Here is a 17,166-nt window from a genome sequence, read left to right as displayed (position 1 = left end):
CATGAAGTTATCTCGCTGGTGCCCGTTAGTTGCATCAATAAGCGCCATTTTCTTAACGACAATTTCAACTGCAGCTAACGCCAATGACAACTGGTGGTTCGATGTGGAAGTAATTGCGTTTAAGCGCAACGTGGCACTTACTGAGTTAGAAGAGCAGTTTTCTTTGGCTGACAACTTGTCAGCCCCTCGCGCTCAGGCAGACATCATCAGCGATATCATTTCGCCTGATATAAGCTATCTAAAACAAGGGTTAGCCGTTTGCGGCGCTGATACATCGGTTAAGTGGCCTAGCAACGGACTTTTGAGCGTGCCCGCAAAAGATGTAGATTTTTTGTCGCTGCCTAAAGATAACAGTGCGCAGTACGGTGACAAGTCTCCTAGCTCTTACTCTGAAGAAGCGGGCTATGGATATAATGAAACATCCGGCTTAACAGCCAATGAGCCAACTCCTACACCAGACGTAGCGAGTCAGGCACAAAGCGAAACCATTAATGGCGATGAGTATGGCGCTACTTATTCTTCAACAGACTCAGACTATAGCGATAGCCTTGACTACTCAAATGAGGGGATCATCACTGACGACGCGACACCCGCTCCTGATGCTGCAACCATCGCCAGCTATTGGACGTCATTCTTCGGCGTAAAAGATTCCTCACCTGTCACGGTGCCTGTATTTAAGTACTGTGAAGAAGCGAAGCCATGGCTTAGCGCTGAGGTAACCACTGCACTGAACGTTGTTGTTCCAGGCGACGACGAACTAAACTCAGGCGTTTCGATAAGCGAGAGCAAGTCTAGAAGCAGCGCGCTTCAACCTGTAATTGTATGGAAGGTGAATCAGCCGGATAATAGGCTACCCGCTCCAGCAAGTTTACCTATTATCATTGAAGGACACGACTGGCCGCTTGCTTCAAAAGCGCATCTGCTTACCAGTAATCAGCAAGCACTGTCTTCAATTTCTCGCCAAATACGCTCAAATCGCGAGCTAGAACGTTTGTTTCATGCAACCTGGCGTCAACCAGTTATGTTTGGTAAGAACAAAGCTTTCAACGTGCGTCTTTATGGTGGGCAAAACTACGCGCAGCAGTTTGACTTGAACGGTGATATGCGAGCTCCAAAACACGTTGATAATGTAAACAATGAAACTGACGATTCCGCTCCAGAGTTTGGTTACGGCTCCACCGCCGCTCTTACTGATAATGATGCTTATAAAAACACATCGAGCACAGATGAAAACAGCCTAAGTGGTGTAAGTACTGCTTTTGAAGCTGATAAAACTGCAGCGCATGGCACTGATCAATTTCTTGCTGTTTCAGATATTTTTTCCGATTTGGACCGCCGTTTGTCAAACCCACAGGCTATAGAGTATGGCGCATTTAAAGCGCTTGATACGCCGATAATTGTAGAGCAAGGTGAAGATGACACTACCGATGCTTCATTAAGAACCCCCATTTGGGAAATTGACGGCACTATCAAAGTATTTCTTAAATATATCAACCGCGTACCTTACCTTCATGTAGATGGCGAGATGTTTTATCGCCAGCCGGTGCCAATGAGCTACTTCAGCAGTGAAGATGACAGCTCTGGTAATGCTGCTAAGCCTCGTCAAGCGACATCAACAGCGTACAAACTGGTTTCGGTTCCGTTAGCTGAGCAAAGACGTGTAATCAGTACGCAACTGCATTATTTCGACCACCCGCTGTTTGGTTTTGTAGTACAAATTCGTCGCTACAATCGCCCTGACGTTAGCGAGTGATTTAAGTAAACGCTTAGTGTAAGTGCTTTGGTTTTAAATACAAAAAATAACATTTGCGATTGATAGAGAGATATAGGTTTTTATGAAGATTTACACTCGCACTGGTGATAAGGGCAGCACGCAAATTTACGCTGACAAGGCCGTACGTGTAGATAAGGATGATTTAGTAGTACAAAGCTACGGCGATATGGACGAACTTAATAGCCACATCGGGCTACTAGCAGCGCATGTTACTGACAAACATAAGCCAATGCTCCAGGACATTCAGCGCAACCTGTTTCAAGCTGGCTTTGCTATTTCAGCAAGCTCAACGCTGACACAAACTGATATTGAGAACCTAGAAAGCCTTATAGACAATATTACCCGTCAAATGCCGCCTAATACGTCGTTTGTGCTGCCTGGCGGATGTAAGGCTGCTGCGCAGGCTCATGTTTGTCGTGCTGTATGCCGCCGGGCTGAACGTGCTGTCATTAGCCTATCTAAACATTATGACGTGCCGGAAGTGGTACATGCTTATTTAAATCGCTTAAGCGATTTTCTCTTCACTTTTGCGCGATTTATGAATGTAGAAGCTGGCGTAGACGAAGTACCAGTATAAGCAAACGGCATTAAAAACAGAAAATGAAAAACGGTAGTTATAAAAACTACCGTTCGCTTAAACGCTTCACCAGCTCAACCGCACTGTCGTATTTATCATTGAGCCCTACTGGCATAATACGATCGTAAAGCGCCATAACGCGCCCTCGCTTTTGTAAATCGCTTTTAGACGGGTTAGCAAAGCGCGTTTCCAATCCATCAAGGATAGCCTCAGCCCCTTTCGGATTGTTGCAGGCAAGTACCATATCGCAACCTGCTTCCAGCGCTGTCTCAGCACGCTCAACGTAACTTCCCGCAACACTTGCGCCGTGCATAGACAAGTCATCAGAAAATACTGCGCCGCCAAAGCCTAGATCCTGTTTAAGGATATCCTGTAGCCATTTAGTTGAGAAACCCGCAGGCTTATCGCACACCTGATTATAAATAACATGGGCAGGCATAACGCCATCAAGCAACGCACGCTCAATTAAGCGTTCAAAGACCACCATATCGGTACTGCGTATTTCATCAAATTCGCGTTCATCGACGGGTAACGCTACATGAGAATCTGGCGCTACACTGCCATGCCCAGGAAAGTGCTTTCCAATAGCTGGCATATTTACGGCTTTTAGACCTTGGATTAGATGAGCGGCAAGGCGAATAACGTCGTCTGCACTGTCTGAAAATGCCCTGTCACCAATAACTTGCGATACACCATTTATATCAAGCACCGGTGCAAAGCTAAAATCGATATCTAAGGTTTTAAGTTCATAAGCCAATACTAATCCACACGCTTTTGCGTATGCAGCACTTTCATCTTGATGCTCTGACTGCCTTAAAATATCGCCCATTGCTGGTATGGCAGTAAAGCCTTCACGAAAACGCTGAACGCGGCCGCCTTCATGATCGACGGCGATCAGTACTGGACGCTTTGCAAAGCGTCTTATATCTTGAACCAGCGCAGAAAGCTGACGTTTATCATGATAGTTGCGGCTAAATAAAATAACGCCACCCACTACTGGATGTGTTAACTTTTCCTTTTCTTCAGGCAGAAGTTCTTCGGCCTGACAATCCAACATTAATGGCCCCACGGCACCGCCTTAGTATGTGTCATAAAACATCACTTCAATTTTGCAAGTTCTGTGGTTAGGATAGAGAAAAATAGGGAGTTTTACACGTGATAAATTGGTTCAAGTGGTTGGTTTTAAGTGTTTTAGCACTGCTTTTTTTAACGGTACTGGGATTGTACATCTCGCTTCGTATGAGTTTGCCCGCACTTGACGGAAATAGCGCCACCTATCACGTAAACGCACCTACTGAGCTAAGCCGTGACGAACTAGGCCAAGCTGTTATTAAAGCCAACGATATTTTCGACGCAGCCTATGCACTGGGTTTTGCGCATGCTCAAGATCGCTTTTTTCAAATGGATTTACAGCGCCGCGCCGCATCGGGCAGTTTGTCACAATGGGTGGGCGACATTGCCCTAGATATCGATAAAAAAGCCCGCTTTCATCAATTTGAGAAACGAGCAAAAGCCGTATTCGATAACCTTCCCTCAAAACAACAAGAACTACTTGTACGTTACGCCCACGGCGTAAATGACGCATTGTCTGAGTATACGTTGCCACCTTTTGAATACCTAGCTGTAGGCGTTGATATAAAACAATGGCGCCCCACCGACAGTATTCTTGTGATTTACAGTATGTATTTGGATTTACAAGGTAGCCAAGTAGAGCTTGATTTAGCAAGAGAGGCACTGCTTTCAACATTTGGGAATGATTTATACAGCTTCATTACTCAGCCAAGTAATTATCAGGCAGCGCTTGATGCCAGCGAGATACCACTGCTTGAAGCACCTATTCCAGAGTACCCTGCATCGCTACGCCCAATTACTCACTCACCAGAAGATAGTAATGGCGAGAGCATTAAGCAAGAGCCTGAAGACGCGACTACTCAGTACTTAAAAGATAACGACAATACTGCTATTGCCCGTGCACAATATAACGGTACTGAGCTTCCTGATATTGGTAGCAATAACTGGGCGGTGACCGGGAGTCACACCACGACAAGCGCAGGCCTTTTAGCAAACGACATGCATTTAGGCTTGCGGGTTCCCATCATCTGGTATCGCGCCCAGCTTAACTATCAAGAATCGGGCAGCGATGTACAAATAACCGGGGTTTCCCTGCCGGGTATTCCTGGCATAGTTGTAGGCACCAACGGCCATATCGCTTGGGGTTTTACCAATGCAAATTTAGACAATGTAGATTGGATTGAACTAGGCGAATCGACGGCCACAAGTACGGTAACAGAGCGTATTCCTTTACCTGATGGTGAGCACACATTTGAGTTTGAAGTAAGCTCGTATGGGCCAGTGAAAGAACTCAATGGCAAGCGCTATGCGCTTAATTGGGTAGCGCATCATCCGTTTGCTGCGAACTTGGGAATAATAAACTTCGGCAATGCAAAAAATGTCCAAGCAGCGATAAAGATGGGCCAACGCATTGCTATTCCCACGCAAAACCTCGTGATTGTTGATGAAAGCGGCAATGCGGCTTGGCTTCCTGGCGGCGCAGTTATGGAAAGGCAGCAGGCTTCATTCACTGCTATAAAAGAACAAGAAGCAGTAAACACACCACCAAAGCGCGCATCAAAGCTTCCCATGGTTTTAAACCCCGATATGGGAAGAATATGGACTGCAAATGCCAGAGTAATTTCAGCTGATGACTTCAAAGTCTGGGGCGACGGTGGTTACGCGCTAGGTGCTCGCGGACAACAAATAAGAGACCGTTTATTTGAAAAAGACACCTTTACTGAGACTGACTTTTACGCCATTCAGTTAGATAATCATGCCCGCTTTCTTATTCCTTGGCAGCACCTTTTGTATGGGCTGCTCAATATGCAAGACATTGAATTTAAACCCGACCTCGCTTACCTAAACACATGGGACGAATGCGCATGTGAAGATTCGGTTGGCTACACGTTAGTTAAGCACTTTAGGCAGGAAGTGGTACAAACCCTTTTTGGAGGCGTACTTTCAACGTTAGACCAACAAGGTGTAAACAGCCGTGCACTCTTACGTGGCATTGAACCTGCTGTGTGGCAACTTATTCATAGTCAGCCTGACTCTTGGCTACCTAACGATACTGAAAGCTTCGACGAGCTACTTGTAGACGCTTACAGGCGCGCCAAACACAAGCTGTTAGACAAGTATTCACCAGTAGAAGCTAATATGGAAACATTAGCCTGGGGCAAGGTGAACTCACTTTCTGTTAAACATCCATTTGCTGATCAAATTCCTCTAGTTGGTGATATGTTAAACATGCAACAAGTAGAAGGTTTTGGTGATACATACATGCCCGCTGTACAAGCACCTAGTTTTGGTGCCTCTGAGCGACTATTTGTCAGCCCTGGCCATTTAGAGGATGCCATTCTAACACTACCTGGCGGACAATCCGGCCACCCACTGTCAAAATTTTTTACAACTGGATTTAACGACTACGCAACGCACGCTGCTACACCGTTACTCCCCAATGAGCCCATATACAGCCGAACATTTTATAGAAAAGAGGTTGAATGACACCTGCAATCACACTACTTACCAAAAAACGTATCGCGCACACGGTATTAAAGTATGACCACGACGCAAATGCGGCATCTTACGGGCTAGAAGCGGTTGAGAAGCTAAACCTTGACGCGGATACCGTTTTTAAAACTTTGGTAGTGAGTACAGATAACAACAAGCTTGCCGTGGCCGTGGTCCCTGTAAACACCAAACTTAGCGAAAAGAAAATGGCCAAAGCGTTAGGTGTTAAAAAGGTAGAAATGGCGCAAGCAAATGCAGTAATGGTTGCAACAGGCTACGTACTTGGTGGTGTAAGCCCATTAGGGCAGAAAAAGCGCTTAGCGAGCGTTATTCATAAAAGCGCTGAAAATCTGCAAACTATTCATGTAAGCGCTGGAAAACGAGGATTGGAAGTGGCGCTTTCTCCTGCCGATTTAGCTTTGCTAACAAGCGCTAAATTTGCGGATATTTCGGTAAGTTAACTTAGCACAAGCCAATATATCGTTAGCTACTTTAGCAAAAACTCACAATGCAGCTTTTGGTTATGCGACTGCCGCCATTATGTTCTTAAGGTTTTCGATTGATTTAAGCCTTTTTTTAATCAGCACATCTTCGTTTATCTTGAGGATAATACCTTTCAGTAAATCAGTGGTGTTTTCTATGTGCGAGAGTGACTTAAGATGCTCTATGTCTTCGAAAATCTTGCGCCCTTTTAGCGATAGGCGCTTTTCTGATCTACCTTTTGCCAAGTCACTTTGAAGGTAATTCGCTATCTTTTTTGCTGATTTTTCATCTTCAGACAATGAGTGAATGTAGTACTTCATCATGCTTGGAACAAAGTCTGTAGTTGCACCAATTTCCATTGTCGCTAAATTTAGAATATCGATTAAATGCGCAGGTAAACGCCCTTCCACTGGCTTTCGCTTTGCTTCATATTGACGTTTAACCGCAGGTGTAGATTGGTGAGGTAACACGGTTACGCTTTCACACTTATCGCATACCCCCACCAAAACCTTTTTAACCACTCCCGTACCATCACTGAAAGGAACATCTCTAAGTTGAAATGTCGCATTTTCAAATGACTGGCACGTGCTGCATGCCGCTTTCAGCGACTCGCCGACTTTGAAAATTTTCATATCTTTTCCTTAATGATGGACGCTAATAAAAACGCTATTCGGTTCTACGTAATACCATTTAACATACCAATTGTGACCGGCTAGCCTTGTCTTAATTACGTGTACTGTAATGCTGCTATCAAAATGATGAAGGCTGGAAGAATAATCGTTTCCTCGACTTCGACCTATAATTTCGGCAACTTCCTCAAGCGACACTTGCCCAATTGCCAATAAATTTTTAACGTCAATATCGTTTCTCTGCTCATGGGAAACGTATCCTTTATTTAGACAGTCAATGACCTGTCGCTTTATTTCCTTGTAACGCACCCAGCACTCCACGCGCACGACAAATGTACGCCAAATTGCGTACATTTTCAAATCAAGATTTCAACGAATTTATAGTACGAAAAGTAGGAAGGGGTATGAAGCTGGTCTGTGGTATAGGTTTCTGGTGAGTGTTTGAGTGCAGCGCGAGCAATAGCCTAAGTTATAACTTAAATCATAATCTAATTGGCCGCTTGCGCTAACCACTGTTTGCGTGCTTCTTCAAGCGCTGCTTCGTCAGGCTGTTCGCTTCCTGAAATAGCTACAGCAATTTGTTGAATAATAGCGTCACGCTTTTCAATCAGCGCATCAGTACGAGCAAACAAGTCCTTGGCTTCCGGATACTGCTCTTTAAGCGTTTCTACCTCTTCCAACGCATAATAACGCGCTTCAAACGCTTCGTTGTACAGCTGGCGCTTAGCATTGAATACGACGTAGTCTTTGGCGGTCTCTGAATTAAGATAATCCATATCTTCAGATGTCAGGTTGGCAGCCTGCCCTACTTCACGGGCCTGTACCATCCAAGAATCTACTACTTCGATATTCCCATCTTTAACCGCTTGCTTTACACCTTGCTGCAAATCACTAGCGTGAAGAATTTCCATGACTGTGATTAGCGGAACTTGCGCTGCGTCTTGGTCTCGTTTGTCTGCATCTAGCGACAGATAAGCAAACCATGAGAACGTAGCAGCAACAATAATAGCAAGAACGACAAGTGCTTTCTTCACACTTTCCTCCAAAGAAATTGCATATGAAAACCAGTGCGACGGCACTGTATAAAAGAAGCAATACAAAAAGAGCGAGAGACCCCGCTCTTTTTCAGTATTGTAACGACCTAAAGATTATTGGTCGACAGGTGCAGAGTTTTCAACTCGGCTTTTCAATTTTTGACCCGGGCGGAATGTAACCACACGACGTGCTTTAATTGGAATGTCTTCACCGGTTTTTGGATTGCGGCCAGGACGTTCATTTTTATCACGCAGGTCAAAGTTGCCAAAACCTGACAGTTTTACTTGCTCACCAGATTCCAGAGCGCCTTTAATCTCTTCGAAAAAAAGCTCTACCAGATCCTTCGCATCACGCTTGTTAATGCCTAGTTTCTCGAATAGGTGTTCAGCCATCTCGGCTTTGGTCAATGCCATAGTTTACTCTCTTAACGCGGCCCCAAACTCAGATTCCAGACCTTTAACCACAGTATCTACAGCTTGCTGAATCTCAGCTTCTTCCAAGGTTTTATCCGGATCTTGTAAATGAAGTGACAAAGCAAGGCTCTTATAGCCAGGCTCAATTCCCTTGCCTTTGTACTCATCGAACAAGTTTAGAGCAACTAGTTGATTTACGCCAATATTTTCTATGTAAGAAAGAACATTCCCTACACGCACTTCATCTTTAACCGTAATAGCAATATCACGGCGATTCGATGGGAAGCGCGATACTGGTACGGCTGACGGTAACTTGCGATCAGTAATGGCATCTACCACTAGTTCGAACACAAATACACGGCCGTTAACACCAAGCAATTTAGTGAACTGCGGGTGTATAGCACCAATATAGCCAACTTCTTCATCATTAAGCAAAATTTTTGCCGTCATGCCAGGGTGTAACGCACTGTGTTGCCCTGTAACGAACTGGAACTCACCGGTCCTGCCTGTAAGTGCCAATAACGCCTCAACGTCGGCTTTTGCATCGAAGAAATCAACCGGGCTGTCGCCCAAGTCCCAATGTTCTTCATTACGACGCCCTGCTACTACACCACCAATTACTTGCTGTTGCAATACACCATTAGGCGCATCTTGTTGAGGAATAAAGCGTAATCCGGTTTCAAACATGCGAACACGTTGTTGCTGACGCTTCTGATTATAAGCAGTAGCACCTAGCAAACCCGGCCATAAACTTACGCGCATTACCGACATATCAGAAGAGATTGGGTGTGGTAACACCATGCCTTTCACGTCTGGGAATAATGCGTTTTGAATTTTAGGATCTACAAACGAGTAAGTAATCGCTTCATTGTAGCCGCGGCTAAGTAGCAACGACTTCATTGTGTTTAGCGGAAGCTTAGCTTCTTGCGAAGGCAACATTGCCAAAGTTGCTTTTGGCGCCACGTTTGGAATGTTGTTGTAGCCGTATACGCGCGCAATTTCTTCAATCAAATCTTCTTCAATTGAAATATCGAAACGATAACTTGGCGCAACTGCTTCCCAGCCGGCTTCAGTTTGCGTTACGTCTAAACCAAGGCGGTTTAGCATTTCCGTTACTTTTGCATCGTCAATGCTAATGCCTAGTACGCGAGATAAACGTTCGCGACGAAGCGTAACCGTAGCCTGCTTAGGTAGCTTATCTTCAGCGACTGCTTCAACAACAGGGCCAGCTTCACCACCACAAATTTCTAGTACTAGTGCAGTAGCGCGCTCCATGGCTTTACGCTGAAGCTGTGGGTCTACACCACGCTCATAGCGGTGCGATGCATCGGTATGCAAACCGTACTGACGAGCACGGCCCATAATGGCATCACGGCCAAAGAAAGCACTTTCAAGCAAAATGTCTTGAGTTTCAGTAGTTACACCTGAGTGTAGGCCACCGAAAATACCTGCCATTGCTAGCGCTTTGTTGTCATCAGCTATAACCAAAGTATTGCTTTGCAGTTTAGCTTCGGTTTCGTCAAGTAGCGTAAGCGTTTCGCCTTCTTTTGCCATACGCACGTTAACGTTGCCTTCAATGCTAGCAAGATTAAACGCGTGCATTGGCTGGCCAAGCTCTAGCAATACAAAGTTAGTCACATCAACAATGGGGTCGATGCTGCGAATACCGCAGCGACGTAGCTTTTCAACTAACCATAGTGGTGACGCTGCTTTAACGTTAACGCCCTTAACCACACGGCCTAAATAACGCGGGCATGCGTCATCAGCGCTTAGCGTAATTGATAATTTATCTTCAATAGTTGCGTTTACCGCTGCTACTTCAGGTTCGCAAACGTCAAGGTTATTAAGCACGCCAACTTCACGGGCAATGCCGCGAATACCCAAGCAGTCTGCACGGTTTGGTGTCAGGTCAACTTCGATTGCGTTGTCATCAAGTCCAAGGTAATCGCGAATGTCTGCGCCAATAGGTGCATCGGCTGGAAGCTCGATAATACCATCGTGGTCGTCGCTAATACCTAGCTCAGAGAAGCTACATAGCATACCGAATGACGGCTCGCCGCGAAGCTTTGCTTTCTTAATTTTAAAGTCGCCTGGCAATACAGCACCAACAACAGCAACTGCTACTTTAATGCCCTGACGGCAGTTAGGCGCACCGCAAACGATATCAAGTAGCTCATCGCCACCTACGTTTATTTTAGTTACGCGCAGTTTGTCGGCGTTCGGGTGCTGACCACACTCAACGACTTCACCTACTAGCACGCCTTTAAAATCGCCTGCTACTGGCTCAACGCCGTCTACTTCTAGGCCAGCCATGCTCAACTGTTCAGACAGCTCATGTGCCGACAGCGACGGGTTAACCCACTCTCTTAACCATTTTTCACTGAATTTCATGTGTACTCTCTGCCTTAGTTGAACTGCTTAAGGAAACGAAGATCGTTTTCAAAGAACGCGCGTAAGTCGTTAACACCGTAACGAAGCATAGTTAAGCGCTCTACGCCCATACCAAAGGCAAAACCTGTGTACTCTTCTGGGTCGATACCCACAGCTTTAAGTACATTTGGGTGCACCATGCCGCAGCCCAATACTTCAAGCCACTGACCGTTTTTACCCATAACGTCTACTTCAGCTGAAGGCTCAGTAAACGGGAAATAAGACGGTCGGAAGCGAATTTCTAGTGACTCTTCAAAGAAGTGATGTAGGAAGTCGTGCAAAATACCTTTAAGGTCGGTAAAGCTAACGTTCTTATCAACCATCAAACCTTCCACTTGGTGGAACATTGGCGTGTGAGTTTGATCGTAGTCGTTACGATACACGCGCCCTGGCGAGATAATACGCAGTGGAGGCTTTTCCGCTTCCATAGTACGAATTTGAACACCAGAGGTTTGCGTACGAAGCATCATGTCTGGGTTGAAATAAAAGGTATCGTGGTCGGCACGCGCTGGGTGATTCGCAGGAATGTTCAGCGCGTCGAAGTTGTGAAAACCATCTTCAATTTCAGGGCCAGTTTTAACTGAAAAGCCAAGCTCGCCAAAGAAAGACTCAATGCGTGCAATCGTGCGGCTAACCGGGTGTAAGTTTCCTGGCTTTTCTGTGCGACCAGGCAACGTTACATCTACTGCCTCTTCTGCTAGCTTTTTGTTAAGCTCTTCAGTGCGTAAAAACTCACCTTTTGCAGAAATAGCTTGCTGAATAACCTGCTTAGCTTGGTTAATCTTTTGGCCTGCGGCAGGACGTTCTTCGTTAGATAACTTTCCAAGCCCTTTAAGTAAGTCGGTAAGTTTACCTTTCTTACCCATGAATTCGACCCTAACTTGGTCTAATGTGGCTGCATCTTGTGCAGCGTCAATCTGGCTTTGTGCCTGATTGATAATAGCGTCAAGCTCCATGTTTTCCTCAATTTACATGATGACTGCATGGCCAAAGCATAGGAAGAATTATTCTGTGCGCTAAGGCTTGCCTGAAATAAAAGCGGTAGTTTACACGAGTGACAGACATTACCGCTACCCTATATAGCTGATAATGGCGAAATTTTGTAGGAACAAGAGTGAACGTCATATACGACATATGCAAAGCTCGCCTCGAGGTAAGGTCTCATTTTCGTTTATTTCCGAGATAAAGCTCTACCAAACAGCAATTAATCTTGGCATTATACTATTATCGAGTTTAACCTTGCTCACTCGATTAACTTACCGTCTTTTACAGACTAAATCTGTTGATTCACTTAAAGGGATTTGGATGTCTACATCAGCAGCTCTTGTCATATTTTTATTCGCTTCTTTAGTACTTCTTTATCTAACTAGTCAGTTTTCCTCAGTTAACTTCAACAAACTAAAGATTTCTAATAAGTCAGATATAAAAGACAAAGATGTCTCAATAACAGTTTTATTTCTTATGTTGATATCCGGTGTTTTTTCGATTTGCTTGAGCACATATAACTTCACAGACTTTAATGTCGACTATGATTCAATGTCTGTGCAATTAAGGTTTCTCATAGAAAATGAAATAAGTTTACGAATATGGAATGGTCGGTTCTTCCCTCTATCTCACGTAGACAATGCCATTTTACTGAAGGTTTTTAACAGTTTTACTGCGTTAAAAGTGTATTTGATTCTTCACTTTATTTGTTTATTAACGATAGCCTACTTCGCATTTGATTTTATCCCTAAAAACAGAAGGCTTGTTTTCCTGAGTTTAATTGCGATTGCGCCTCCCGTAGTTAATATATACTCTTCGGCAATTTATTCTGAGAGAAATATTCTTTTGTTTTTCTGTACAAGTGTTCTTTTTCTTAGATTGGGAATGAGGGGCAATTTGGATAAAAAACTAGCTTTATTTCTTTCCCTATCATCATTTTTGGTATCGCTTTATTTTAAAGAGACTACGATACTTTACGCTGCTTCGTTCTTGGGCTTGTTTTTTATTTTAACAAACTTTAAAGCTTTAAAAGCCCTCAACTATTCAGTATTTATCGATTATTTAAAAAGCCCTTTAAGCTATATAGAGACGTTATTTCTTATACCATGCTTGCTATGGCTTCTCTCATTCCTCCTTCTTGGTGGAGAAATAAACCCTGATTATGTAGCAAAAAGAGACAAGAGCCTTGCAGCGTATGTTAGTAAGAATTATATAGAACTGGCTGTAATTTCTGCCATCTTGGTATTTATGACTCTTAGGGCTCGATTTGACCTCTATGCCGTTCTAATATTGTCTTGTATTCCTATGGCGCTGTACTGTCTTTTAGTAAGCCAGTCAATTGGGGCTTCTAACATCTTTACTTATTATAACTATCTAATTTATCTTGTTTTCCCTATATATATCGTGTCAACGGATAAAAGTAAATTTTTAACTTACGTCTCTATCACATTCATAGGTTTTACGGCGATAACTATTACTGGCTTCGTTGAGTTCACAGAAAGAGTCAGTAAGCGAAATAAAATTATTAGCGAAGCTATAGACATAGTTAAAAACGAATCGCTAAACATCAACCTTGGACTCCCATGGAAAGAACGTAACTTAGCAAGATTTATTTTGTACAAAGCAAATCGAGGCCATATCAACCATTTAACGAGCCATGATTTATTCTGCAAAGACTACAGCTTATATGATGAAGGTAGAATTTGTACAGTTAATAAACTGCCATCTGCTTGCAAGACGCTTCTTGATAACAGAACATCAAAAGACAAGCCTGAAGAATTAGATATTATTTTAGCTGGCAACGATGAGTGCAACTAAAATACGGAATTAGATTTGACTTCAAAAAAAGTATCGAGGCCGCCTTTCTATCTCGGTGTAAATATAGCCTTTATACTCCCTTACATACAAATTACTATAAGCTGTAATCCTCGATGGTAAAGCATAACAATTGAACATACATAGCTAGGTTTCAACTTCGAGAAGGTTGCGAGTTAGCCCCCTTTATCGCTTAGGGTTTCCAGACTCAAGCTATTTTACGCGATTTGCTTCATCGACTTCGGCGCGCGCATACTCGCTGCGCCAAATATAAGATATTCCTGATGAAATACCCATCTCACGGCAGATATCGTCCATCTCAGCGCGAGTCTCATGCTGCTTGATAATCATGATGACTTGCTTTTTCCTGTAACGTTTCTTCATTTTAGGATCTACATTATCTTCAATTTATTAAAAATTTCATGAATGTCATGGCGTTGTTTCTGGGGTAGCGGCCAACTCTAAACGATCATAAGCTAGCAATGAGCAAATGCTTCAAGGAAATAATCAAGCGACAAAGAATAATAAAATGCCTTTCGCAGCATCTAAGTACTCCACGGACTTGTCTTGTAATTTAAATTTCTTTTTCCCCTATAAATATTTTAATCGCCTTAAGCCAAATTTACTGCATCCTCGCAGAATAGATTTTAATTCGACGATAGTTTTCGGTATCAACTCCCGACAACACAAACATATTGTTAAACTTTGCCCGCGTTTCTTTAGAGCAGTGGCTATCAATGAAATACAAAGTTTCATCAGGCTGAAACGTTTTACGTTTTAAATCTTGGAAAGCATCGCTTTCTTTACTTTCTATTTTTTTTAGCATAGTCGCCTCAGTCTCATAAAATCCATTAGCCGACTCTTTAAAGAAGTAAATTTCTAATCCTGAATTATTATAATAACTTAGAACCCAAGATGGCGATTGTGTACAAACTAATAACTTATCAGCCCCTATTGACTCCAGCTTAGAAACTGCTTGCTTCCACTGTTCGTTCTCTGAATATCTTTCTGTATAAAAGTTGAAATATGCTATTAGGTGAATAATAAAAAGGGTGCCAAACCCCACTATCTTTACCTTTTTAATAGTGCACGATAGGAAGACTGCTATTAGCAAATATGCAATTAAAGTAGAACCGATAATTGTTCTATCCATAAAGACGGGCTTGTAGAAGCCTACAGCCCAAACGCAAAATAGTAGCGCGAAGCTCAATGAAAAAATCACAAGGAGCAGATTACGCTCTTTAGACCTAAATGCCTGCCAAAAGCCAGCTACCATAGCCACAATAAAAATGAAATCCCATGGCTTCACCGAGTCTGGATCTGCCGAGACTTTTATTGATTTCGCCGTTGATAAAATAAATTGACTGAACGATATATGCTTTAACCAGTTGAAGGAGTTTCCCTCCCCAGATAGCACAGTTGCAATCGGCCACGGAAGCCATGCTAAAAACACGATACTATTTATTAGCAACCACGAGTTAAATTTCGAGTATTCATTATCTTTGAGTACATGAATAAAGAATATAATGTTGAATCCGACTACGTAAAACACTGAAATATTATGCGTATATAACGCTAATAATATAAACAATCCATACAAAAAGTAATCAGTCAGATTTTTTGACTGTTTTAATACTATTTTTATCAGATAATACAAAGCTGATACTGCGAAAAATAGCTGAGTGGCGTATGCTCTAGCCTCCTGAGAATATTCTATCTGATGAATCGACAAGCAGAACAGGATGCTGGCCAAAAAAGAGTCTATATTACTAAAAAACGCTCTACATATTTTATAAAATACTAGAACTGTCAGCGTACCAAAAATTATACTCGGTAAACGCATGGTAAGCTCAGAGGTGGTTGGGCTAATAAAAGCTTTAAGTATAGAATAATAGAGAGGAGGTGTTGGATCATAGTTTGAGATCCATAATACATTCCAGGCATTACTAACAATACGAAAGTTTAAAGCCTCATCAAACCACAAGGAATAGGAACCCGCACCTAGCAATCTCGCAGCAAACGAAATCGCCACTAAAAATAAAATGACATACTTTTCATTAAACCTTTCAGAAACCGGTAACATTATTCAATATCCCTACCATCACGAATAGTATTGAGAATATACCTAGGTCGTTTTTTAGTCTCTACATAAATGCGACCTATATATTCTCCAAGAACGCCTATACCTATAAGCTGAACCCCACCAAGGAAGAGAACAGATACCATCAAAGACGGGTAGCCCGGAACATCATTACCCCATATAAGCTTTTCAACAATCATCACCATCCCGTATGCAAACGCCAACGAAGAAATAGCGAAGCCAATATAAGTCCACATTCTCAGAGGTACTGTAGAAAAACCTGTGATCCCCTCTAATGCCAGATTCCATAACTTCCAGCCATTGAACTTTGTCGTACCAGCTACACGTTCATCGCGGGTGTATTCAACAATTGCAGTCTTACCGCCACACCAAGATAAGATCGCTTTCATAAAGAGATTGCGCTCTTCGAGTTGGATAATACTTTGAACTATCTTTTTATCTAAAAGCCTAAAATCGCCAACGTTTTCTTCTATTTTGGTATTGCTTATTTTGTTGTGAAAAGCGTAAAACCACTGGGCTGTTTTACGTTTGAGGTAAGTATCTGAATCTCGATTGGCGCGTTTAGCGAGCACCATTTCATAGCCCTCTCGCCACTTTGCAATCAACTCGTGAACAACTTCAATTGGATCTTGCAGGTCCACATCGATGGGAATAACGGCGTCACCATCACTGTGCTCTAAACCGGCAAATAGCGCGGGTTCTTTCCCAAAGTTTTTTATAAAGGAAAGTGCTTTCACATTTTCATCACTAGCAGCTATTCGAGAAATGATTTCAAGTGTTTTGTCAGAACTGCCATCATCTATAAAGATTATCTGAACTTGGTATCGGCTTAGCTCTGTTCTAACTTTGTCATAAAAAATATCTATAACTTCTTCTTCATTGAACACGGGAACAACAAGCGAAATTTTGTCCATGGTTTACTTAAACCTCTTTAAAAACGATATATCGAGAAAACAAAAAGCCAACGACCAGACTCGTTCCAGAAAACAGGACTAGAGTAACTACCTCATGTAGTTTCCAGGCATCAGCCAAAAAGCCAAACAAGAATGCTAAAGAGCCCATAAAAGCGGTAAATATAAGATAGCGATTTACAGAAACTTTTGAATTGAAAGTGAACTTGCTGTTCGCGAAGAAAGAAAATGTTACTGCGACAGAGAAAGCAATAAGATTCGAAAGAGCTTGATCATACCCAAGATAGGTTAATGCAAAAAATGACAACCAATGTATAGCTGTATTCAGTACACCGACAGATGCAAATTTTGAAAAGAGTGCAATTGCTGAAAAGCGTTTTGAATTGTGCAAAGCCATTCCCTAGCATCAAACATGAGACAATCAAACCGTTGGTTTTAGTCGGCGCTGTG

14 protein-coding genes and 1 pseudogene are annotated in these 17,166 nt (G+C 42.8%); 5 read left to right on the top strand and 10 right to left on the bottom strand.

The genetic code is table 11. The features are described 5' to 3' along the window. Position 1: 1 nt before the first annotated feature. The gene (locus QME20_RS00700) at positions 2-1,753 is read left to right on the top strand and encodes a CsiV family protein (protein ID WP_156086270.1); all 1,752 of its coding nucleotides are present in this window, start codon (positions 2-4) and stop codon (positions 1,751-1,753) included. A gap of 82 nt (positions 1,754-1,835) precedes the next feature. Continuing rightward, complete coding sequence (locus QME20_RS00695) at positions 1,836-2,351, top strand: cob(I)yrinic acid a,c-diamide adenosyltransferase (RefSeq protein WP_014976252.1); 516 nt, start codon at positions 1,836-1,838, stop codon at positions 2,349-2,351. A gap of 46 nt (positions 2,352-2,397) precedes the next feature. Here the strand turns inward: QME20_RS00695 and nagZ are convergent, their stop codons facing one another. Then, positions 2,398-3,408, bottom strand: a complete 1,011-nt coding sequence (nagZ, locus tag QME20_RS00690; protein ID WP_281715299.1) for a beta-N-acetylhexosaminidase — start codon at positions 3,406-3,408, stop codon at positions 2,398-2,400. Positions 3,409-3,506: 98 nt separating this feature from the next. Between nagZ and QME20_RS00685 the strand changes: the two genes are divergently transcribed. Together QME20_RS00685 and ybaK are read left to right on the top strand one after the other, a co-directional pair. Further along, positions 3,507-5,909: a penicillin acylase family protein gene (locus tag QME20_RS00685; protein WP_281715244.1), complete on the top strand. Its 2,403-nt coding sequence runs from the start codon at positions 3,507-3,509 to the stop codon at positions 5,907-5,909. Then, on the top strand, positions 5,906-6,376 hold the full coding sequence (gene ybaK / locus QME20_RS00680) for a Cys-tRNA(Pro) deacylase (RefSeq protein ID WP_168533388.1): 471 nt from the start codon (positions 5,906-5,908) through the stop codon (positions 6,374-6,376). Before QME20_RS00685 ends, ybaK begins: the two co-directional genes overlap by 4 nt. A gap of 60 nt (positions 6,377-6,436) precedes the next feature. On the opposite strand, the gene QME20_RS00675 is transcribed toward ybaK, so the two are convergent. The 5 genes from QME20_RS00675 to pheS form a co-directional block, all read right to left on the bottom strand. Then, positions 6,437-7,030, bottom strand: coding sequence for a hypothetical protein (locus QME20_RS00675; protein WP_168533390.1), 594 nt, complete (start codon positions 7,028-7,030; stop codon positions 6,437-6,439). Positions 7,031-7,515: 485 nt separating this feature from the next. Continuing rightward, positions 7,516-8,061, bottom strand: coding sequence for a hypothetical protein (locus tag QME20_RS00670; RefSeq protein ID WP_061094790.1), 546 nt, complete (start codon positions 8,059-8,061; stop codon positions 7,516-7,518). 114 nt (positions 8,062-8,175) lie between these two features. Then, on the bottom strand, positions 8,176-8,475 hold the full coding sequence (gene ihfA / locus QME20_RS00665; RefSeq protein WP_014949129.1) for an integration host factor subunit alpha: 300 nt from the start codon (positions 8,473-8,475) through the stop codon (positions 8,176-8,178). Between the two features lie 3 nt (positions 8,476-8,478). Continuing rightward, complete coding sequence (pheT, locus tag QME20_RS00660; protein WP_281715243.1) at positions 8,479-10,866, bottom strand: phenylalanine--tRNA ligase subunit beta; 2,388 nt, start codon at positions 10,864-10,866, stop codon at positions 8,479-8,481. Between the two features lie 14 nt (positions 10,867-10,880). Beyond that, entirely contained in the window at positions 10,881-11,861 is a 981-nt protein-coding gene (pheS, locus tag QME20_RS00655) for a phenylalanine--tRNA ligase subunit alpha (RefSeq protein WP_012518127.1), read from the bottom strand. 349 nt (positions 11,862-12,210) lie between these two features. On the opposite strand from pheS, the gene QME20_RS00650 reads away from it, so the two are divergent. After that, positions 12,211-13,707, top strand: a complete 1,497-nt coding sequence (locus tag QME20_RS00650) for a hypothetical protein (RefSeq protein WP_281715242.1) — start codon at positions 12,211-12,213, stop codon at positions 13,705-13,707. A gap of 213 nt (positions 13,708-13,920) precedes the next feature. On the opposite strand, the pseudogene QME20_RS00645 reads toward QME20_RS00650, so the two are convergent. The 4 genes and pseudogenes from QME20_RS00645 to QME20_RS00630 form a co-directional block, all read right to left on the bottom strand. Next, positions 13,921-14,088: pseudogene (locus tag QME20_RS00645) on the bottom strand (transposase); the annotation flags it as partial. A gap of 238 nt (positions 14,089-14,326) precedes the next feature. Further along, positions 14,327-15,787 (bottom strand): glycosyltransferase family 39 protein, encoded by a 1,461-nt coding sequence (locus QME20_RS00640; protein WP_281715241.1) that lies wholly within the window; start codon positions 15,785-15,787, stop codon positions 14,327-14,329. Next, the gene (locus QME20_RS00635) at positions 15,787-16,719 is read right to left on the bottom strand and encodes a glycosyltransferase family 2 protein (protein ID WP_281715240.1); all 933 of its coding nucleotides are present in this window, start codon (positions 16,717-16,719) and stop codon (positions 15,787-15,789) included. The genes QME20_RS00640 and QME20_RS00635 overlap by 1 nt, the downstream gene beginning before the upstream one ends. A 7-nt stretch (positions 16,720-16,726) precedes the next feature. Then, positions 16,727-17,107: a GtrA family protein gene (locus QME20_RS00630; protein ID WP_281715239.1), complete on the bottom strand. Its 381-nt coding sequence runs from the start codon at positions 17,105-17,107 to the stop codon at positions 16,727-16,729. Between the last annotated feature and the right edge of the window lie 59 nt (positions 17,108-17,166).

Source organism: Alteromonas sp. CyTr2 (genome assembly GCF_947311905.1).
Taxonomy (GTDB): domain Bacteria; phylum Pseudomonadota; class Gammaproteobacteria; order Enterobacterales; family Alteromonadaceae; genus Alteromonas; species Alteromonas macleodii.
The sequence above is the reverse complement of the archived record's forward strand: the minus strand, read 5'-3'. Positions and strand labels throughout refer to the sequence as shown.

Coding starts and splice junctions, on each gene's coding strand:
- QME20_RS00700 (WP_156086270.1), top strand. CDS start 2: ATGAAGTTATCTCGCTGGTGCCCGTTAGTTGCATCAATAAGCGCCATT.
- QME20_RS00695 (WP_014976252.1), top strand. CDS start 1,836: ATGAAGATTTACACTCGCACTGGTGATAAGGGCAGCACGCAAATTTAC.
- nagZ (WP_281715299.1), bottom strand. CDS start 3,408: ATGTTGGATTGTCAGGCCGAAGAACTTCTGCCTGAAGAAAAGGAAAAG.
- ybaK (WP_168533388.1), top strand. CDS start 5,906: ATGACACCTGCAATCACACTACTTACCAAAAAACGTATCGCGCACACG.
- QME20_RS00675 (WP_168533390.1), bottom strand. CDS start 7,030: ATGAAAATTTTCAAAGTCGGCGAGTCGCTGAAAGCGGCATGCAGCACG.
- ihfA (WP_014949129.1), bottom strand. CDS start 8,475: ATGGCATTGACCAAAGCCGAGATGGCTGAACACCTATTCGAGAAACTA.
- pheT (WP_281715243.1), bottom strand. CDS start 10,866: ATGAAATTCAGTGAAAAATGGTTAAGAGAGTGGGTTAACCCGTCGCTG.
- pheS (WP_012518127.1), bottom strand. CDS start 11,861: ATGGAGCTTGACGCTATTATCAATCAGGCACAAAGCCAGATTGACGCT.
- QME20_RS00650 (WP_281715242.1), top strand. CDS start 12,211: ATGTCTACATCAGCAGCTCTTGTCATATTTTTATTCGCTTCTTTAGTA.
- QME20_RS00640 (WP_281715241.1), bottom strand. CDS start 15,787: ATGTTACCGGTTTCTGAAAGGTTTAATGAAAAGTATGTCATTTTATTT.
- QME20_RS00635 (WP_281715240.1), bottom strand. CDS start 16,719: ATGGACAAAATTTCGCTTGTTGTTCCCGTGTTCAATGAAGAAGAAGTT.